Genomic DNA, 17051 nt, shown 5'->3' with positions numbered 1-17051 from the left:
TCGGTTCTCCCTAGCGCAGCCGGGGCTGGATCTGGTCGATGAAGATGGTCTGCTTCTGCTCGGCCGTGAGGTGGCACGCGGCGGCGCGTCCCTCGCCCAGCGCCGGACGCGTGTCCGAGCAGAGGCTGCCCTGCACCTCGTCCTTGAACGCGCAGCGCGGGTGGAAGCGGCAGCCCGAGGGCGGGTTGAGCAGCGAGGGCGGGCTGCCGGGGATCGGCGACAGCTTCTCGTGCAGGTCGCCGTCCAGGCGCGGCATCGAGCTGAGCAGGCCCCAGGTGTAGGGGTGCTTCGGCTCGTGCAGCACCTCGCGGACGCTGCCGCGCTCCACGGCCCGGCCCGCGTACATCACCAGCAGGTCGTCGGCCATGTGGGAGATGACGCCCAGGTCGTGGGTGATGAAGATGATCGCGGAGCCGAACTCCTGCTGCAGGTCCTTGAGCAGGTCCAGGATCTGCGCCTGCACGGTCACGTCGAGCGCGGTGGTCGGCTCGTCGGCGATCAAGAGGTCGGGGTCGCACATCAGTGCCATGGCGATCATCGCGCGCTGGCGCATACCGCCGGAGAACTGGTGCGGGTAGTCGTCGAAGCGGACCTTGGGCTGCGGGATGCCGACCTTCTCCAGCATCTGGATGGCCCGGTCCTTGGCCTCCTTCTTGGAGGCGCCGCGGTGCTTCATGAACGGCTCGGACAGCTGGCGGCCCACCGTGTAGAACGGCGACAGGGCGGTCAGCGGGTCCTGGAAGATCATCGCCATCTTGTTGCCGCGGAGCTGCTCCAGCTCCTTCTCTTTGGCGGTGACGAGTTCCTTGCCGTCGAGGACGATCTCGCCGTCGACGGTCGAGGTGCGGGGGTTGTGCAGGCCCAGGATCGTCAGGTTGGTGACGGACTTTCCGGAGCCGGACTCGCCCACGATGCCCAGCGTCTTGCCGCGCTCGACGTCGAAGGAGAGGCCGTCGACGGCCCTGACGATGCCGTCCTCGGTGGAGAACTGCACCTTCAGATCGCGGACCGACAGGAAGCTCTCCGCACCGGTCGGGGCCGGAGTGCCCTCGGTCTTGGTCAGTGTGGTCACGGTGGTTCGTTCTTCCTAGGAGAGCCGGACGCGCGGGTCGATCCAGGCGTACGCGATGTCGGTGAGGATGTTGAAGAGCAGGATGAAGAAGGCACCGAACAACATGACGCCCATGGTCAGCGGGAGGTCCTTGTGGACCGCGCCGTCCACGGCGAGCCGACCGATTCCCTGGAGGGAGAAGGTGATCTCGGTGACGACGGCACCGCCGAGCATGCTGCTGAGGTCGATACCGAGCACGGTGACGATCGGGATCATCGAGCCGCGCCAGGCGTAACGGAAGAAGACGTACTTGCGCGACATGCCCTTGGCGCGGGCGGTGCGGACGTGCTCCTCGGCGAGCTGCTCGATCATCGAGGAACGTGCCATACGGGTGTACTGCGCGGTGAAGATCGTGGCCATCACCAGGACGGGCAGCAGCATGCCGGTGAACCAGCCCCACGGGTCCTGGGTGATCGGCACGTACTGGGGGTTCTCCATCCAGCCCGTGCTGTAGACGAAGATGATCAGGACGATCGGACCCAGGAAGTAGATCTGGAACGAGCTGAGCACCATCGACGCGCCCGTGGCGATCTTGTCCACCATCGAGCCTCGCCGGAAGGCGGCGATCATACCGGCGCCCACGCCGACCACGAGGAAGACGACCGCACCACCGAGGGTGAGGGTCAGCGTCGTCGGGAAGCGGTCCATGATCGTGCCCCAGACCATGTCGCCCGAGTAGAACGACTGCCCGAGGCACGGGGCGCTGCAGTGTCCGGTCGGGAAGTCACGGCCCATCACGATGCCGGTCATGAAGTCCCAGAACTGCTGGACGATGGGCAGGTTGAGACCGAGGGCCTGGCGGATGTCCTCCAGTCTCTGAGGAGAGCAGTCCTTGCCACAGGCCAGGGAGGCGTAATCGGAAGGTGCGGCGACGAACAGGAAGAACGTCGCGGCGGAAATGAGGAACAGGGTGACCAGGGCACCGACCGTGCGCCGGATGATGAACTGAAGCATGGCGGGAGGGCTGCTCTCTGCGGAGACGAGTGGGAGGTTTCACGGAGGTGCGGGGACGCGCTCCGCCTGGTGCGCGTCCCCGCGATCAGCCGTAGAGAGTTACGACTTCTTCAGGAACAGGTGGTTGATGTCGATGAGGCTCGACACCGACCCGTAGCGGGCGCCGCCCACGTTGGACCCGGAGAGCTGGAACTGCTTGGTGTACCACAGCGGAGCGGCCGGCAGGACCTTCTCCAGCAGGTAGTGCTGGGCTTCCTTCCAGGTCTTCGCGGCCTCGGCCGGCTGCTCGGTCAGAGCCTTCTTGATCAGGGCGTCGACCTTGGCGTCCTTGACGTGCGAGTAGTTCGGCGCACCGTCGGCGACCTGGGAACCGTCGTAGACCGGCGTGACCACCGTGGACGGGGTCGGGTAGTCCTGGCCCCAGCCCGTGATGTACATGTCGTACGGGTTGTCCAGCTTGCCGATCTGCTCGTAGTAGCTCGCGGCGTCGACCTCCTTGGAGACGACGTCGAAGCCGACCTTGGTCAGCGCGTCCTCGATGGCGACCTTGCGCTTCTGGCCGTTCTCGCTGTTGCCGTAGGCGAAGACGACCTTCTTCTCGGCCGCCGGGACGCCCTTGAGGAGCTCCTTGGCCTTGGCGATGTTGCCCTGCGGCGTCGCCAGACGGCCGTACGGGTCGTACTTGGCCTCGTAGCCCGGCAGGGTCGGCGCGAAGTAGTTCGGGGCCACGTCGCCGCCGTAGACACCGCCCTCACCGGCGATGAGCGACTTGGAGTTCACCGCGTAGGCGATGGCCTGACGGACCTTGAGGTTCTTCACGCGGTCCAGGTTGAACGTCAGCTGCATCACGTAGGGCTGGTAGCCCTTGACCGTGCGCTTGTTGACGGCCGGGTTCTTGATGACGTCCTGGATCTGCGTGGCCTCGACGCCGCCGGTGAGCTGGATGGCGTTCTTGTCGTCGCCCTGGTCGGCGATCAGACGCTTGGTCTGGGTCGACTCGGTGACGCCGAACTGGAAGTTGAAGCCGTCCACGTACTGGTGGCGCACGGAGTCGGACTTCGGGTCCCAGTTGGTGTTCTTGACGAGCACCAGGGACTTGCCGTTCTTGTACGACTGGATCTTGTACGGGCCGGTGGCGACCGGGGTCTTGTCGTACTTCTCCTTGGTGTCGTCCTTCGTCGGGACGATGGCGTAGCCGGCCATGGCCAGCGTCTGCGGCAGGTCCGGACGCGGCTGGTCGAAGTGGAAGACGACCGTCTTGTCGTCCGGCGTGTCCAGGACCGACTTCGGCAGGTGCTTCTTGCCGAAGCCGCCGTCCGGCAGCGCCTTGCGGTAGTCGGCGCCGCTCAGCCAGGTCTGCAGGTAGGTCGGGCCGTCGAAGATGAACTTCGCGTACAGACGCTCCACCGTGTGGCGGACATCGGCGGACGTGATGACGTTGCCCTTGGCGTCCTTGATGCCGTCCTTCAGGGTGAACGTCCAGGTCTTGCCGCCGTCCGACATCTTGCCGGCGTCGGTCGCGAGGTCACCCGCGACCGAGATGTTGCCCTTGTCGTCCTCCTGGAACTGGGTCAGGCGACGGAAGAGCAGGTTGGCGACCTGGCCGGCGTCGGAGACGTAGGTCTGGCCCGGGTCCAGGTGCGAGAGGCCCGCCTCCTGGTAGACCGTGATCGTGCCGCCGCTCTGGGCACCGGCGATCTCCGCGGCCGGACCGGTGGAGCCGGCAGCGTCGAGGTACTTGACCGCCTTCGACTGGACCGAAGCTTCCTTCTGGTCCTTCTTGGAGTTCGCGCCGGTGTTGGTGCCCTTGTTCTCGGAGCACCCGGTGAGCGCGAGGGAGCCGGCCGCGATGGCGACGACGATGGCCTGCGCTCTGCGCGAGCTGAACGACTTCATGAGGCGAATGCACCTACCTGTCGGTTGTTATCCATGAGTACTGCCTGACGCGGCTGGTAGGCCGACTCGGGGGTGGCAGTCATCCCCCCTCCAGCGGACGATCTACCGCCCGGACTTGGGGTCGAACGCGTCCCGCACCGAGTCTCCGAGGAGATTGAAGGCCAGGACGAAGATCACCAGTGCCACACCCGGGAAGAAGATGAACGACGGGTCCTGCTCGGCGTACTTGGCGCCGTTGGCGAAGAGCCGTCCCCAGTCCGGGGTCGGCTCGACGAAGCCGACGCCCGCGAAGGAGAGGAAGGCAATGGTGAGGATGGTGCTGGGCAGGTTGTACGTGAACTGCACCAGGATCGGCGTCACCACGTTCGGCAGGATCTCCTTGCGGACGATCCGCCAGGGCGAGGCACCGGAGACCTTGGCGGCCTCCACGAACTCACGCTCACGCAGGGACAGCACGGTCGAGCGGACCAGTCGGGCCATACCCATCCAGCCGAGCACCCACAGCACGATCAGCATCGCGATCGCCCGGAAGTAGGTCGGCGTCTCCTCCCGCGGGTCCACGAAGAACGCGGTCACCACGGGCATGAAGGCGATGAAGAAGAGCTGCTGCGGGAAGGCGAGGAAGAAGTCGGTGACCCGGCCGATCCAGTAGTCGGTCCTGCCACCGAAGTAGCCGCCGATCAGTCCGAGGATGATGCCCGTGACCATCATCAGGACGGTCACGCCGAGCGCCATGAACAGCGAGGTGCGCATGCCGTACACCAGCATCGCGAAGATGTCGCGGCCGACCTGCGGCTCGACGCCGAACCAGTGCGTTCCGGACAGGCCACCGAAGTAGCCGAGCGGCAGACCGAAGTCGTCGAGGACGGGGGTGTCCTGGTAGGTGGGGTCCTGCCCGTACAGCGTGTACGGGTCCGTCCCGCTGAGCTTGGTCAGCAGCGGCGCGGCCAGTGCGACGACGAAGTAGAAAATCACTATCGCGGCGCAGATGACACCGGTACGGTCACGCTTGAAGCGCTGCCACATCAACTGGCCGGGGGAGCGACCCTCGAGCGTCTTCTCCTCCTTGGCAGGAGTGGGCTTCGACTCGAGTTCGGGCTCCAAGGCAACCGACGGCCCGGAGCCTTCAGCCTTGGCGGGACTGGTCATGTGTGTTCTTCCCCCGGGGGGTTGGAGAGTTGAGCGCAGCGCAGATACCGGAGAGTTCTGCGGTTTGGGGGAACTTTCGCCAATGTGTTCAACGCGCGTCAAGGGCGGACGACATAGGGATCTCCCTACCGTCAATATTTTGAGCAAAAATTGCAAAGATCGACACCTGTACGCGCTTGACACCAACGGCGACAGACCGGCGAATCGGACACTTCGCCGTATTTTTTTGTTTTACATGTCCGAAACGTGAAGCGCGGTGCTCCGGTATCCGAACACTCACCCTCTCCAGGGCCCGTGAGCACGCCGAAAGCCCGGCCCTCCTGTCGGAGGAGGACCGGGTCTCACGGGGTCTCAGGAGGCGTCAGCCGTGCTTCGCGCGGCTCGCGGCGCGGGCGCGCTCGCGGGCGTCCAGGTTCACCTTGCGGATGCGGACCGCCTCCGGGGTGACCTCCACGCACTCGTCGTCGCGGCAGAACTCCAGGGACTGCTCCAGGGAGAGCTTGCGCGGCGGGACGATGGCCTCGAACGAGTCGGCCGACGACGACCGCATGTTCGTGAGCTTCTTCTCCTTGGTGATGTTCACGTCCATGTCGTCGGAGCGCGAGTTCTCACCGACGATCATGCCCTCGTACACCTCGGTGCCCGGCTCCGTGAACAGGACGCCGCGCTCCTGGAGGTTCGTCATCGCGAACGCGGTGACGGCACCGGCGCGGTCGGCGACCAGCGAGCCGTTGTTACGGGTCTGCAGGGTGCCGAACCAGGGCTCGAAGCCCTCGTGGATCGAGTGGCCGATGCCCGTGCCGCGGGTCTGGGTCAGGAACTCGGTACGGAAGCCGATCAGACCGCGGGAGGGCACCACGAACTCCATGCGCACCCAGCCGGAGCCGTGGTTGGACATGTTGTCCATCCGGCCCTTGCGGACGCCCATGAGCTGCGTGACGGCGCCCATGTGCTCCTCGGGCACGTCGATCGTCATGCGCTCGACGGGCTCGTAGGTCTTGCCGTCGACGTCCTTGGTGACGACCTGCGGCTTGCCGATGGTCAGCTCGAAGCCCTCGCGGCGCATCTGCTCGACCAGGATGGCGAGCGCCAGCTCACCACGGCCCTGGACCTCCCAGGCGTCCGGACGCTCGGTGTCCAGGACGCGCAGCGAGACGTTACCGATCAGCTCGCGGTCCAGGCGGTCCTTGACCTGACGGGCGGTGACCTTGCGGTCCTTGACCGCCGCCTTCGCGTCGGCGCCCTTGCCGGTGCCGCCGCGGCCGACCAGCGGGGAGGTGTTGGTGCCGATGACCATGGAGATGGCCGGCTCGTCGACCGTGATCAGCGGGAGCGGGATCGGGTTCTCGGTGTCGGCGAGGGTCTCGCCGATCATGATCTCCGGGATACCGGCGACGGCGCAGATGTCACCGGGACCGGCCACCTCCGCCGGCTTGCGGGTGAGCGCCTCGGTCATCATCAGCTCGGTGATGCGGACGTTGCTGATGGACCCGTCACGCTTGATCCAGGCGACCGTCTGGCCCTTGCGCAGCTCGCCCTGCTCGACGCGGAGCAGCGCGATACGGCCGAGGAAGTTGTCGGCGTCCAGGTTGGTGACGTGGGCCTGGAGCGGGGCGGCCTCGTCGAAGGTCGGGGCCGGGATGTGCTCCAGGATCGTGGAGAAGAACGGCTCCAGGCTGTCGCTGTCCGCCGGGACCGTGCCGTCGTCCGGCTTGGTCAGCGAGGCGACGCCGTCACGGCCGCAGGCGTAGACGATCGGGAACTCGATCTGGTCCTCGTCCGCGTCCAGGTCCAGGAAGAGGTCGTAGGTCTCGTTGACGACCTCGTCGATGCGGGAGTCCGGACGGTCCGTCTTGTTGATGCACAGGATGACGGGCAGGCGCTGCTGCAGGGCCTTGCGCAGCACGAAGCGGGTCTGCGGCAGCGGGCCCTCGGAGGCGTCCACCAGCAGCACGACGCCGTCCACCATCGACAGACCGCGCTCGACCTCGCCGCCGAAGTCGGCGTGGCCGGGGGTGTCGATGATGTTGATGGTGATCGGTTCCCCGCCGTCCTTGGGGTGATACTTCACCGCCGTGTTCTTGGCGAGGATCGTGATGCCCTTCTCACGCTCCAGGTCGTTCGAGTCCATCATGCGGTCGTCGACCGAGTCGAGCTGGTGGGCGGCGAACGCGCCGGCCTGCTTCAGCATGCCGTCGACGATGGTGGTCTTGCCGTGGTCGACGTGGGCGACGATGGCGACGTTGCGGATGTCGTGGCGCGTGGCCATATTGCGACGTACTCCCGGGATGTGAGGAAGGCCCTCTCGTACGTCCGTGTGACGCGGGCCCTGCCGGGCTTGACATGCCACGGCCTCACCCCATGCTACGTGGCCCTGAGGGGGTCGGCCTCCCCAGGGCCACGGCGGTCTCAGCTGCCGGACGGACTCGGCGAGACCTTGGCGCCCTTCTTCAGGAATCCCATGTCCTCGTAGACGGGTGTCTGGAAGCCGAAGGCACCCGCGTTGACCAGGTCCTTCCGGGCTCCGACCAGCTGCGGGCGCTGGTAGAGAGGGATGGAACCGGCCGTCGCCCAGATCCGGGAGTCAGCCTTGCGGATCAGGGCCCGCGCCTCGTCCTCGTCCAGCGCCGAGGCGGCCTGGTCGAAGAGCTGGTCGACCTGGTCGGTGCCGACCCGGGTGAAGTTCTGCTCGACGTTCACCGAGCCGTCGGCGGCCGGAACAGGCTTGGCGTAGATCGGCCGGGCGTCGGTGGCGGGGAAGGCCGAGGACGGCCAGGAGTACAGGGCGAGGTCGTAGTCGCCCGCGGCGACGTGGTCCTTGAAGTAGCTCTCGTCGGAGACCTTGATGATCGTGGTGCGGATGCCCACCCTGTCGAGCATCGCCGCGATCCGCTCGGCGACGGAGTTCAGGGTCTCGGAGCCGGGCCCCGAGGGGAGCACGAAGCGCAGGGCGAGCGCCTTGCCGTCCTTGGCCAGCGGACCGGTCATGGCACCGGCCGGGGCCGCGGTGCCCTTCGGGGCGTAGGCGCCGGGCGCGCCGCCCTGCCCGCCGTTGTACTTCTTGCCGTCCTGCGAGAGGTGCTTGCCGCCCTCGTCGCCCCTGTCCCCCTTCTCCTCGGCCGACTCGTGGTGCTTGCCCTTGCCGTCCGTGCCCTTGTCGTCCTCGCCGACGATGTACTGGCCGTCGTCGCCGCCGTCGGACTCGTCCTCCTCCTTCTGCTTCTTCTTCGTGCTCTCGGCACCGGCCGCCTTCTCGGTCTTCTTCTCCTCCTTGACCGGTCCGCCGAGCACCCAGCCGGCGTCCGCGAGCAGTGCCGCGGCCTCCTTGGTGTCCACGCCGCCCAGGGCGCCGCTGTTGTCGACGTAGTCGGCCTGACCGGACAGGGCGAGGTGACTGCCGACCGGGACGGCCGGCAGCCCGAGCGGGGTCAGCACGAGCTTGGCCAGTTCCTCGCGGTCGATCGCGTGGGCGACGGCCCGGCGGACCCGCTCGTCGGCGAGGGGGCCCTCGGCACCGTTGAGGGCGAGCTGGGTGTAGGCGGGCTCCAGCGACTTGCGGACGTCGAAGGCGTGCAGCTTCTCCTGCTGCTCCAGGTACCGGGTGATGGCCCGGCTCAGCTTCTCCTTGCCGGCCTTGACCTCGTCGGAGTCGAAACCGTGCGCGAGGGCCCAGGAGCGCAGCTTCTTGGCGGAGGTCTTGCCGGCGCCCTGCAGCGGGGTGCCGGTGCCGCCCTGGCGTGAGGCGAGGTTGATCCGCTCGGCCTCGGCCGGGTCGATGTCGGCGAGGTCCACGGTTCCGTCGGCGAGCGCCGCCGCCCGCTTGTCGCGGTCCACGGCGTGCAGCACGATCTCGTTCAGCTTGGCGGGCTTGCCCCACCAGCGCGGGTTGCGGGTGAGGACGATGTCCTTGGCGGCGGTGTCGACCTTCTCGACCCTGAAGGGGCCCGCGGTGACGTTCAGCTTGCGGCGGGCGCCGTCGTTGAAGGCGTCCGGGGTGCCCATGACGTCCTTCGGGTACAGCGGGGAGAACAGCGACTTCCAGTCGGCGTAGGGCCGGGAGAAGGTGACCCGGACCTGGAGGTCGTTCGCGCCGCGCTCGATCTTCTCGATGCGGTCGTAGCCGGCGTTGCGGGCGGTCCAGTAGGCGCTGTCCTTTCCGGACAGGGCGCGCCACTGGGCGACGAAGTCGGCGGCGCCGATCTCCCGGCCGTCGCTCCAGACGGCCTGCTGGTTCAGCTTGTACAGCACGACCTGGCGCGGCTCGGTCTCGATGACCTTGGCGGACTCCAGGTAGGCGGGGTTGGCCACCGGACGCCCGGTGGCGTCGAGGCGGAACATCGACGGCAGCACGGCCTGGGCGACCCGGTTGGTGCCCGCGTCGGCGTCCGCCTGGAACGTGTTCAGGGTCTCCGGTACGGCGTCCACGGCCCACTTCAGGATGCCGCCCTCGGCCACCTGGTCGCGGGCGACGAGATCGATGTCCTGCCCGGCCAGGGGCCGGCTCGGCTCCTCGTCGGAGCCGCAGCCGGCGAGCAGGGACGCCGTGAGGGCCCCCGCGGTGAGGAACGCGGCCGAGCGCAGGACGCTCCGCTGGCTGTGCCGGTGTGCGACCGCGTCGCGGGGCCCCGATGCGCTGTCGGCCGTCTGCGGCTCCGTCGTGGCCGGCCGTGCCCCGCGGCGGAGCCGCATGTCGATGGCGCCCCGCGCCCCTTCGGGGCGCTGCCCAGCGCCGACGCCGTCGTGGGACATCTCTGCTACCTCCGGGGAGCCGCGGGCGTTATGATCACTTTTGGCCGTATATGGAGCTGATCAGATCTATGCGCCCAGTGAAGAGGAAAGGATCCGGCAACAGCGAGCGACACGGCGACGACGGAAAGTAAGCCACCCGTGCGGCGCAACACACCCGGAGATGCACCCACGCGACTCCGCCAATCGATGCACATGTCTTCACAGCGACAGGTGTGACGCGCAACACTCCAAGGCGCATGAACGTTGCCGCCCAGGGCCCGCAGGACCCGTGGAAGTGAGGGCAAGTCATGTCCGTGCACGACGAACTGACAACCGTCCAGCGCAGTCTCGACGATCTGTACCGGTCGCTCGGGCGGCTGGAGAAGCAGCTGGGCACCGGTGGCCTGGAGATGCGCCGGGTCCGGATGGACGCCGACCATCTGCGCGAGAGCCTGGCGCTGCTGCGGGACGCAGCCCGCAGCCCGGGCGCCCCGAGCCGGCCCGACCTCGTCACCATCTCCGACACGCCGTACGACATCAGCCTGTGGACGGACTCTGACGACGAAGGCCTGGGCGCCAGCGACCGGCACGCTCCCTGAACCGAACCGACCGGAGTCCCCCTTGGCGACTGGTACGGAACCCCAACAGAACAGCGGCGGCGTACGTTCGCGTACGCGCGCCGCGATCGACGCACCGCATCTGCGGACCGACCGCTGGTGGCTGGCGCCCGCCGTCACCGCGGCCGGTCTGTTCGCCTTCGTCGTCTACTCGACCTGGCGGGCCTTCGCGAACGCGCACTACTACGCGGCGCCGTACGTCTCCCCGTTCTACTCGCCGTGCCTGGCGCAGAACTGCGCGACCATGCACGCGGGGCCGAACGCCGACCTCTTCGGGAGCTGGTGGGCCATCTCCCCCGCCGTCATCATCCTGATCTTCCCGCTCGGCTTCCGGCTGACCTGCTACTACTACCGCAAGGCCTACTACCGCAGCTTCTGGGCGTCCCCGCCCGCCTGCGCGGTGGCCGAGCCGCACCGCTCGTACACCGGGGAGAGCCGCTTCCCGCTCATCCTGCAGAACGTCCACCGGTACTTCTTCTTCGCCGCCCTGCTGGTCGCCGGCGTGCTGACCTACGACACCGTGCTGTCCTTCCGCGACGAGCACTACCGCTGGGGCCACATGGGCCTCGGCACCCTGGTCTTCCTGGTCAACATCGTGCTGATCTGGGCGTACACGATCTCCTGCCACTCCTGCCGGCACATCGTCGGCGGCAAGCTCAAGCACTTCTCGAAGCATCCCGTGCGCTACAAGGCGTGGCAGTTCGTCGGAAGGCTCAACGCCCGGCACATGCAGCTCGCCTGGGCGTCGCTGCTGAGCGTGGCGCTCGCCGACTTCTACGTCTATCTCGTCGCGTCCGGAGTCTTCGACGATCCGCGCTTCTTCTAGTGAGGGACTGACTGATGTCCGTGGTGGACCGGCAGGAGTGGGACGTCGTCGTGGTCGGTGCCGGCGGCGCCGGGCTGCGGGCCGCGATCGAGGCGCGCGAGCGGGGCGCCCGTACGGCGGTGATCTGCAAGTCGCTGTTCGGCAAGGCGCACACGGTGATGGCCGAGGGCGGCATCGCGGCGGCCATGGCCAACGTCAACGAGCACGACAACTGGCAGGTCCACTTCCGCGACACCCTGCGTGGGGGCAAGTTCCTCAACCAGTGGCGGATGGCCGAACTGCACGCGCAGGAGGCCCCGGACCGGGTGTGGGAACTGGAGACCTGGGGCGCGCTGTTCGACCGTACGAAGGACGGGAAGATCTCGCAGCGCAACTTCGGCGGCCACGAGTACCCGCGGCTCGCGCACGTCGGCGACCGTACGGGTCTGGAGCTGATCCGCACCCTCCAGCAGAAGATCGTCGCGCTGCAGCAGGAGGACCGGAGGGAGACCGGGGACTACGAGTCCCGGCTGAAGGTCTTCCAGGAGTGCACGGTCACCAGGGTCCTGAAGGACGGCGAGCGGATCTCCGGGGTCTTCGCGTACGACCGCGAGTCCGGCCGCTTCTTCGTCCTCGAGGCGCCCGCGGTGGTCGTGGCGACCGGCGGGATCGGCAAGTCCTTCAAGGTGACGTCCAACTCCTGGGAGTACACGGGCGACGGGCACGCGCTGGCGCTGCTCGCCGGGGCTCCGCTGCTGAACATGGAGTTCGTGCAGTTCCATCCGACCGGCATGGTCTGGCCGCCGTCGGTGAAGGGCATCCTCGTCACCGAGTCGGTGCGCGGCGACGGCGGGGTGCTGCGCAACTCCGAGGGCAAGCGGTTCATGTTCGACTACATCCCTGACGTCTTCAAGGAGAAGTACGCCGAGTCGGAGGAGGAGGGCGACCGCTGGTACGACGACCCGGACCACAACCGGCGTCCCCCGGAGCTGCTCCCCCGCGACGAGGTGGCCCGGGCGATCAACTCCGAGGTGAAGGCGGGCCGCGGCTCCCCGCACGGCGGAGTCTTCCTGGACGTGTCGACGCGTATGCCGGCCGAGGTGATCAAGCGCCGGCTGCCCTCCATGTACCACCAGTTCAAGGAGCTGGCGGACGTCGACATCACGGCGGAGCCGATGGAGGTCGGACCGACCTGCCACTACGTGATGGGCGGCATCGCGGTCGACTCCGAGACGGCGGCGGCCCGCGGGGTGCCGGGGCTCTTCGCGGCCGGTGAGGTCGCGGGCGGTATGCACGGCTCCAACCGGCTGGGCGGCAACTCGCTGTCCGACCTGCTGGTGTTCGGGCGCCGGGCCGGCTGGCACGCGGCCGAGTACGCGGCGGGCGCGGCCGAGCGCCCCCGCGTCGCCGACGCCCAGGTCGACACGGCGGCCGCGGAGGCCCTGCGGCCCTTCTCCGCCCGGCCCCAGGAGGAGACGGGCCCGCCGGAGAACCCGTACACCCTGCACCAGGAACTCCAGCAGACCATGAACGACCTGGTCGGCATCATCCGCCGCGAGGGCGAGATGGAGCAGGCCCTGCACAAGCTGGCCGAGCTGCGCGTACGAGCCCGGCGGGCCGGTGTCGAGGGGCACCGCCAGTTCAACCCGGGCTGGCATCTCGCCCTCGACCTGCGGAACATGCTGCTGGTCAGCGAGTGCGTGGCACGGGCCGCGCTGGAGCGCACCGAGTCGCGCGGCGGCCACACCCGCGAGGACCATCCGACGATGGACCGCGCCTGGCGCAACGCGAACCTGCTGTGCTCGCTCGCCGACCCCGCCGCGGGCCTCGCGGCGGCCGATCCCGCGCGCGGCCAGATCCGGCTGACCCGGGAGACCACCGAACCCATCCGCCCGGACCTGCTCGCCCTCTTCGAGAAGGAGGAGCTGGTCAAGTACCTCGCCGAAGGGGAGCTGTACGAGTGAGCAGCTACGAGGCCCGCTTCAAGGTGTGGCGGGGTGACGACGAGGGCGGCGGCCTGGAGGACTTCGGGGTCGAGGTCCACGACGGGGAGGTGGTGCTGGACATCATCCACCGGCTCCAGGCGACCCAGGCGCCCGACCTCGCCGTGCGCTGGAACTGCAAGGCGGGCAAGTGCGGTTCGTGCTCGGCGGAGATCAACGGGCGGCCCCGGCTGATGTGCATGACGCGCATGTCGGTGTTCACCCGGGACGAGACGATCACCGTCACGCCGCTGCGCGCCTTCCCGGTGATCCGGGACCTGGTGACCGACGTCGGCTTCAACTACCAGAAGGCCAGGGAGGTTCCGTCCTTCGTGCCCCCCGCCGGAGTGGGCCCGGGCGAGTACCGCATGTTCCAGGAGGACGTGGACCGCTCGCAGGAGTTCCGCAAGTGCATCGAGTGCTTCCTGTGCCAGAACACCTGCCATGTCGTCCGCGACCACGAGGAGAACAAGAAGGCGTTCGCCGGGCCGCGCTTCCTGATGCGGGTCGCGGAGCTGGACATGCATCCGCTGGACGCGGCGGAGGAGTCCGGCCTGGACCGCAAGGGCACCGCCCAGGACGAGCACGGCCTCGGCTACTGCAACATCACCAAGTGCTGCACGGAGGTCTGCCCGGAGGGCATCAAGATCACGGACAACGCGCTGATCCCGCTGAAGGAGCGCGCGGTGGACCGCAAGTACGACCCGCTGGTCTGGCTGGGGTCGAAGATCAGGAGGAGGTCTTCGTAGTGTCCCGGCCGGGGCTCTGGGCGCGGACCTGGATGATGAATCCGACCAGGAAGAGGGCGAGATAGCCGAAGAACGCGACGCCGCCGAACCCGGCGGCGTCGGACGGCTCCAGCAGCAGGAGCAGGCTCAGCCCGAGGGTCGTGACCAGCGTGCCGTAACCCCACAGCCGCGGCCGTACCACCCGGCGGCGGGCGGGCCACGGCACCCAGTCCGCCACGACGGACGCGATGCCGGCCGCCGCGAACAGCGCCACGGCCAGCCATGCCGCCACCACCAAGTACATGTGCATGACGATCATCGTTCCACCGGAATGCCCGCCTCGGTAGTCATCCGGCCCAGTCCTTGCGGTACGCCCGCCAGTCCCCCTCGGTCGCCGCGAAGTCGACGTACAGGGCGACGCCGAAGCGGGCTCGGCCGGCGTCGGTGCGGGACAGGCCCAGGCGGACACCGCGTACGGCGGCAGGGACGGTCTCCGCGCGGGCCCGGTGGCCGAAGCGGTTCTCGTGGTAGAAGGGCAGGCCCATCAGGAGGTCGGTGGTGTCCGGGGTGACCTCCAGGGCGAGGCTGGTCTGCTGAGCCACATAGCCGCCGTACAGGCTCTCCAGCGGCTGCATCGTGTCGTACGACATCACGGCGATCTGGTCCACTCGGCGGGCCACCTGCCCGAAGTAGGCCTGTGACCACCACTTGGGGTGGCCGGTGGTCGCGCCCCAGAAGGAGTGGAACGCCGGCAGCGGGTCTATCTGGTGGGCTGCGACGGACAGCAGTGCGTGGTGGGCGTGGGTGAGCGCGCGGAGATCGTCCAGGAGGGAGAGGTAGTCGCTGTCGCCGGAGTGCAGGGGCTCCAGGTCGAAGTGGGCGCCCTCGAAGCCGGCGGCCAGGATGCGGCGGGTCGAGGCGACGACGGCGGTGCGGGTGGCGGCCCGCTCCAGGTGCAGACCGTCCGGGGTCTCACCGGCCAGCTTGTCACCCAGCCAGGCCTGGACACGGATGCCGGGCATCTCCCGGTGAACGGCTCTGATCAGCCAACGCGCCTTCGGGTAGGCCGACTCGGGCAGGGTGCCGTCATGTTCCAGCGGGCCCGAGTGGACGTACAGGTCGCGGATGCCGGTGCCCTGCAGGCGGTGGGCGAGGGCTTTGACGTCCTGGTCGGTCCTGCGGCCGTCGACCCAGGCGTGGCCGAGCCAGAGGGCGTCGCGGCTCCGGGTTCGGGTGCCCTTCGCGGGGTCGCCGGTGTAGTTGAGGCGCAGGGCCGTCTCCGCGGCGAGGACGGGCAGGAGCAGGAGGAGCAGTGCGGTGGTGACGGCGATGACGATGCGGCGGCGCCGACGGGGTGACCGTGGCACCTGCGGGAGGTTCTCCTCGTCGGCGGCCTCCGGGCCCGCCGGTTCTCCGGTCTTCTCCTCGTTCAATCCTGCCCCCTGGTCCGTCTCGTCCCCCAGCCGTATCCGCCCCACTCGCGAAGCCGCCTACCTGCCCATACGCTCCAAAATGTGAGGTCCTCCCTGATCCGGGGCCGGCCCCGGCGTGCCAAGGCGCACATACCGGCGCGGGTGACACATGCCGTGCTGGGTGCGTTCGTGGGGGCCGGGTGGCTGGTGTTGCCGGTGATGACGGTCGGCGAGCACGATCCGGTTCCCGTCTCCCCGGCCGGGCCGGTCGCGAGCGCCGCCGCGGCGCAGCAGGGCGGGACGTCCGTCACCGATCTCCTCATGCCGCTGGTCGCCGTCGGCGCGGCCGGAGCACTGGCCGGATACGGCTATCTGCGGCGCACCCGGCGGGCCCGGACCCGGACGACGCCGGGCGTGGTGTCGGCGGCGCCGCCCGTGCCCACCACGCTCGAGAACGAGCGGCAGGCCCGTGCCGCGCTGGTGCTGGCCGACGACTGCGTACGCGGCAGCAGGGGGGAACTTCCCTTCGTCGAGGCGCTGTTCGGGAGCAAGGCGGTCGAGCCGTTCGGGCATGCCCTGCGGGCCGCGGAGACCGAGATGTCGGCCGCGTTCGCGATATGGCGGCGCTACGAGGAGGGGGTTCCGGGGGACGAGAGTGCCCGGCGGCAGGCGCTGGTGGGGGTGGTCGGGCGGTGCGCCGAGGCGGGGCGGCGGCTGGATGCCGAGGCGGAGGCGCTGGACCGGCTGCGGGGGCTGGAGCAGGGGGTGGGTGCGGCGCTGGAGGTCGCCGAGGGGCGGTTCCGGGAGCTGGCCGCGCGGACGGCGGCGGCACAGGCCACGGCGGCGGAGCTGCACCGGCGGTACGCGCCCTCGGCCGCAGCTCCCGTCACCGGCTATGTCGAACAGGCCAAGGACCGGCTGGTGTTCGCCACGTCACAGCTCAACGAGTCCCGTCAGGCGGCCGATTCGGGGGACGGGCAGCGGGCGGTCCGCCGGCTGCGCGCGGCCGAAGGGGGCGTCGCCCAGGCCGGTGTTCTCGTCGGCGGGGTCGAGCTGCTCGCGGCACAGCTGCGGGAGGCGGCCGCGCTGGTGCCGGCCGCGCTGACCGGAGGGGAGGCGGAGATCGCCGAGGCACGGCGGAACGGCGGGCGGGCCCGGCTGGCCCCCGGCGAGCTGCATGCGCGGATCGCCCACGCCGACGGGGTGCTGGCCGCCGTACGCACGGAGCTGACCGCGGGCCCGTACGACCCGCTGGACGCGCTGCGGCGCATCGCCCGGGCGGTGGAGCGACTGGAGGTGGGTCGGTCCGGGGTGGTGGGTGCGGCCGCGCGGCTCGTGTCGCGCAGCGCGCTCGGCGGGGCCGAGGACTTCATCGCGGTGCACCGGGGGGCGGTGGGCGCGGAGGCGCGGGCACGGCTGGCGGAGGCGGAGCGGGCCCTCGGCTCGGGTGCCGACGCGGACGTACTCGCCCGAGAGGCCCGCGATCTGGCCGAACGCGATGTGCGGACCCACGGGAACCCGTACGCCGACGGCCACGCCACCGGTCTCGCCGGCGCCGTCCTCGGCGGCATCCTGCTGGCCGAGGAGCCGGACGGCGGTCCCCCGGCCGGCTTCGGCGGCCCGGAGACGCGGGCGCGCCGGCATCTTCGCTAGCCGCGGCCCGGCGGCC

The 17051-nt window shown here is 69.2% G+C and carries 13 protein-coding genes; 5 read left to right on the top strand and 8 right to left on the bottom strand.

The window, feature by feature from the left end; genetic code table 11:
• Positions 1–10 precede the first annotated feature (10 nt).
• The 6 genes from FB157_RS33590 to FB157_RS33565 form a co-directional block, all read right to left on the bottom strand.
• Positions 11–1072 carry an ABC transporter ATP-binding protein gene (locus FB157_RS33590; protein ID WP_145884441.1) on the bottom strand — a complete coding sequence of 354 codons (1062 nt, stop codon included), beginning with the start codon at positions 1070–1072 and terminating at the stop codon, positions 11–13.
• A gap of 15 nt (positions 1073–1087) precedes the next feature.
• On the bottom strand, positions 1088–2065 hold the full coding sequence (locus FB157_RS33585) for an ABC transporter permease (protein WP_145884440.1): 978 nt from the start codon (positions 2063–2065) through the stop codon (positions 1088–1090).
• A 99-nt stretch (positions 2066–2164) separates the two neighbouring features.
• Positions 2165–3961: an ABC transporter substrate-binding protein gene (locus FB157_RS33580; protein WP_145884439.1), complete on the bottom strand. Its 1797-nt coding sequence runs from the start codon at positions 3959–3961 to the stop codon at positions 2165–2167.
• A 102-nt stretch (positions 3962–4063) separates the two neighbouring features.
• Positions 4064–5110 (bottom strand): ABC transporter permease, encoded by a 1047-nt coding sequence (locus FB157_RS33575; protein ID WP_145884438.1) that lies wholly within the window; start codon positions 5108–5110, stop codon positions 4064–4066.
• A gap of 361 nt (positions 5111–5471) precedes the next feature.
• Complete coding sequence (gene typA / locus FB157_RS33570) at positions 5472–7379, bottom strand: translational GTPase TypA (protein ID WP_145884437.1); 1908 nt, start codon at positions 7377–7379, stop codon at positions 5472–5474.
• A 140-nt stretch (positions 7380–7519) separates the two neighbouring features.
• On the bottom strand, positions 7520–9859 hold the full coding sequence (locus FB157_RS33565; protein ID WP_145884436.1) for an ABC transporter family substrate-binding protein: 2340 nt from the start codon (positions 9857–9859) through the stop codon (positions 7520–7522).
• Between the two features lie 287 nt (positions 9860–10146).
• Between FB157_RS33565 and FB157_RS33560 the strand changes: the two genes are divergently transcribed.
• Genes FB157_RS33560 through FB157_RS33545 form a run of 4 tightly spaced genes read left to right on the top strand, consistent with a single transcriptional unit; the run spans position 10147 to position 13991 of the window.
• The gene (locus FB157_RS33560; protein WP_145884435.1) at positions 10147–10437 is read left to right on the top strand and encodes a hypothetical protein; all 291 of its coding nucleotides are present in this window, start codon (positions 10147–10149) and stop codon (positions 10435–10437) included.
• 22 nt (positions 10438–10459) lie between these two features.
• A complete protein-coding gene (locus FB157_RS33555; RefSeq protein ID WP_145884434.1) occupies positions 10460–11281 on the top strand; it encodes a hypothetical protein in 822 nt (273 codons plus the stop codon).
• A 14-nt stretch (positions 11282–11295) separates the two neighbouring features.
• Positions 11296–13224, top strand: coding sequence for a fumarate reductase/succinate dehydrogenase flavoprotein subunit (locus FB157_RS33550; protein ID WP_145884433.1), 1929 nt, complete (start codon positions 11296–11298; stop codon positions 13222–13224).
• Positions 13221–13991, top strand: a complete 771-nt coding sequence (locus tag FB157_RS33545) for a succinate dehydrogenase/fumarate reductase iron-sulfur subunit (protein ID WP_145884432.1) — start codon at positions 13221–13223, stop codon at positions 13989–13991. The genes FB157_RS33550 and FB157_RS33545 overlap by 4 nt, the downstream gene beginning before the upstream one ends.
• On the opposite strand, the gene FB157_RS33540 is transcribed toward FB157_RS33545, so the two are convergent.
• Positions 13972–14280 carry a hypothetical protein gene (locus tag FB157_RS33540; RefSeq protein ID WP_145884431.1) on the bottom strand — a complete coding sequence of 103 codons (309 nt, stop codon included), beginning with the start codon at positions 14278–14280 and terminating at the stop codon, positions 13972–13974. The two genes, FB157_RS33545 and FB157_RS33540, sit on opposite strands and share 20 nt — an antisense overlap.
• Before the next feature lie 37 nt (positions 14281–14317).
• Positions 14318–15403, bottom strand: coding sequence for a hypothetical protein (locus FB157_RS33535; protein WP_261386707.1), 1086 nt, complete (start codon positions 15401–15403; stop codon positions 14318–14320).
• A gap of 81 nt (positions 15404–15484) precedes the next feature.
• On the opposite strand from FB157_RS33535, the gene FB157_RS33530 reads away from it, so the two are divergent.
• The gene (locus tag FB157_RS33530) at positions 15485–17035 is read left to right on the top strand and encodes a hypothetical protein (protein WP_145884430.1); all 1551 of its coding nucleotides are present in this window, start codon (positions 15485–15487) and stop codon (positions 17033–17035) included.
• The last annotated feature ends 16 nt before the right edge of the window (positions 17036–17051 follow it).

It is taken from the genome of Streptomyces sp. BK340, from assembly GCF_007827595.1.
GTDB lineage: Bacteria > Actinomycetota > Actinomycetes > Streptomycetales > Streptomycetaceae > Streptomyces.
This window is presented reverse-complemented; position numbering and strand designations above follow the sequence as displayed.